This is a genomic window from Inquilinus limosus MP06 (assembly GCF_000767795.1).
In the GTDB taxonomy this organism is placed as follows: Bacteria; Pseudomonadota; Alphaproteobacteria; order DSM-16000; family Inquilinaceae; genus Inquilinus; species Inquilinus limosus_E.
The window spans coordinates 1-1129 of the sequence record NZ_JANX01001021.1; the positions used below are offsets into that span (position 1 = coordinate 1).

Below are 1129 nucleotides of genomic sequence, written 5' to 3' on the forward strand. Positions count from 1 at the left end.
ACCCCTCCCCCTGCCCCCCTCCCGCAAGGGGAGGGGGAGGACAGAGACGGCGGTGCGGGGCCTGTGAGAACCTTCGTCATCCGCCGCCTGCTGCTGGCGGTGCCGATGCTGCTGGGGGCGTCGGCGCTGATCTTCTTCGTCTTCGCCCTGACCCCGGGCGACTTCGTCGACGGCAACATCAACCTGACGCCGGAGCGGGCGGCGGAGCTGAAGTCGCTGTACGGGCTCGACCGGCCGGTCCTGGACCGCTACCTCGACTGGCTGGGCCGGCTGGTGACCGGCGATCTCGGCTATTCGATGCAGTACCAGATCCCGGTCGGCACGCTGCTGAACCAGTATGTCTGGAACTCCTTCCTCCTCGCCGGCACGGCGATGCTGCTGTACTGGACCCTGTCGCTGCTGGCCGGGGTGACGGCGGCGGTGAAGCCCTATTCCTGGTATGACCGGCTGGTGACGCTGGCGGTGTTCGCCGCCATGTCCTTCCCGGTCTTCTTCCTGTGCCTCTTGCTGATCAAATGGTTCGCGGTCGACCTGCGCTGGCTGCCGGTCGGCGGCATGATCAGCACCGGCAGCGAGGCGACGGGCTGGCCCCTGGTGGCCGAGATCGCCGCCCACATGGTGCTGCCGGTGCTGGTGCTGACCGCGCTGCAGGCCGGCAGCCTGACCCGCTACATCCGTGCCAGCATGCTGGAATCGCTGTCGATGGACTTCGTCCGCACCGCCCGGGCCAAGGGGCTGAAGGAGCGGACGGTGGTGCTGAAGCACGCGCTGCGCAACGCGCTGCTGCCGATCATCACCCTGCTGGGCTTCGAGCTGCCGGGCCTGTTCTCCGGCGCCATCGTCACCGAGAAGATCTTCAACTGGCCGGGCGCGGGCCACATCCAGATCGACACGCTGGCGGCGCGCGACTATCCGGTGCTGATGGGCTTCACCATGGCGCTGGCGGCGCTGACCATTCTCGGCAGCCTGATCGCCGACATCGCCTATGCCGCGGCTGACCCGCGCATCCGGCTGCGGCGGCGCTAGGCGATGGCGTTCGCGTCGCTGCTGAACCCGTTCCGCCGCCGCCGGGCGCGCGAGGCCGAGCTGGCGGAGCTCGCCGGCCGCCTCGCCGTCACCCGCTCGCCGT

At 69.6% G+C, this 1129-nt stretch carries 1 protein-coding gene; it reads left to right on the forward strand.

Annotated features, from left to right (window positions below; all coding sequences use genetic code 11):
- The first annotated feature begins 63 nt into the window (after nt 1-63).
- Nucleotides 64-1026, forward strand: a complete 963-nt coding sequence (locus P409_RS34890) for an ABC transporter permease (protein WP_034849568.1) — start codon at nt 64-66, stop codon at nt 1024-1026.
- The last annotated feature ends 103 nt before the right edge of the window (nt 1027-1129 follow it).